Here is a 1,586-nt window from a genome sequence, read left to right as displayed (position 1 = left end):
GCCGGTGCCTTTTATATGCTCTACCGCAACTCTATGAAGCGATCTACTCATTCTAAACTGAATGGGTCCAACAAATTGAATTCCTGCTGTTTTTATGCCTTCTTTTTTCATCTCGTCTTTATCCGATATCGGCAAAACCCCACCAAATGCGCGAATATCGATAAATTTAGAGAGAATTTCTTTGTGTAGCTCGTTTTTGCTTTGCTTTATGTTTATGCTTTGTCTAATCGCTGTTTTAGCGTCCAACAGGGCATCCTCTATCCTATACTCCTTTATAAAAATCGACGCCTCGTCTTTTTTCATAATCTCGTCTCTGATAGTTCTTTTTATGCGCACGTCTGTTACTTCGGCGATGCCGGTCTCATCATCGCATCTTGGAGCGTTATCCTTTAGCATATCGCCGTTTGGATTAAAATTTTCGCCGTCCCAAAGAAATAGAATTTCCTTCTTTTTCATTACTCGTCTCCTTGAGTGTTATCTTTAATATATTTCGTAAAATCACTTCCGCCCATAGCAAAAGCTAGCGTTACATAAGCGCTCTTAACCCGCTTTTGAGATAAAAACGCACTTGGTAAAATTCCAATCAAAATATCGCGCATGATTTCTATATTAGCGCTTCTTTTTCCTCGCGATACATTGGAGAGTTTTTTGTTAGTTTCATCACACTTGGTCCAAATCCGTTCTAACAGCTCTTTCGTAATTAGTCCGGCATTATTCAGCCATTTTTCAAATGAACTATTTTTGCTAATAGCAAATTGGCGATTTATCAACCCTGCTGACATCATTCCTAGCAAATATGCACTCTGCAATACTTCATTATCTTTTAGAAATTCGCTATTTTTCAAAATCGAGCTTATTAGCTCTTTTTTATCGCTTAAGCCTTGCAAATTAACCTCCCTTGCAAATGATATTTTTTCATTTAAAGCACCTATCTCATTAAAGAAATTTTGATATTTTTCGATACTTTCTATACTTCTATTTTGATATGTCTTAACGCGATTAAAATAAAATCCCCATTCTATTTTTGACGCATAACTAGAGTTAATATTGCCTTTATAAATCAAAGCAGCATATTTTTCCATCATATCGTCCAAATTCATCCTATTTTGCGATAATAAAAAATTCATAATGTCGATGTTTTTAAGAAATAAATTTTGCATGTAAATAGTATCGTCTTGTTGATCTTTACTATCTTTTCGCCTAATCGCCCTAATATTATATCTACCCATTAAATCGGAAATTTTAGAAATATAAGACGGCAATACATCATCTATTTGCAATAATACATTAACCGCGGCATTGCTTTTTTTATAAAATAAAATTGTATTTAGCACGGGCATATTTGCTTGCGCTTTAGCTACGGATTCCAACTCGTAATTAATACTTTCTTCGATATTTTGTATGCCTTGCAGATCTTTTTTCTTTTCGCTCGGATCTTTTAAAATTTCCACTATTTTTTCTAATAAATTTGCATCATTTACCATTAACGTCGGTAAGACCGCCATTTTATCCCCATAAAAATTAAAAGATAATTCCTTATCAATTGCCATAAAACCGTTTTTAACCAAATTTGCATTAGCACTATT

General features: G+C 34.1%; 2 protein-coding genes. Both read right to left on the bottom strand.

Annotation, left to right across the window (positions count from 1 at the left end; genetic code table 11):
* A partial coding sequence (locus Q0236_RS11425) for a CRISPR-associated protein (protein WP_297918096.1) occupies positions 1-456 on the bottom strand: 456 nt, incomplete at its 3' end.
* On the bottom strand, positions 456-1,586 hold a 1,131-nt coding region (locus Q0236_RS11420; RefSeq protein ID WP_297918094.1), incomplete at its 5' end, for a TM1802 family CRISPR-associated protein. The genes Q0236_RS11425 and Q0236_RS11420, both read right to left, overlap by 1 nt.

This window comes from uncultured Campylobacter sp., from assembly GCF_938031315.1.
In the GTDB taxonomy this organism is placed as follows: Bacteria; Campylobacterota; Campylobacteria; order Campylobacterales; family Campylobacteraceae; genus Campylobacter_B.
This window is presented reverse-complemented; position numbering and strand designations above follow the sequence as displayed.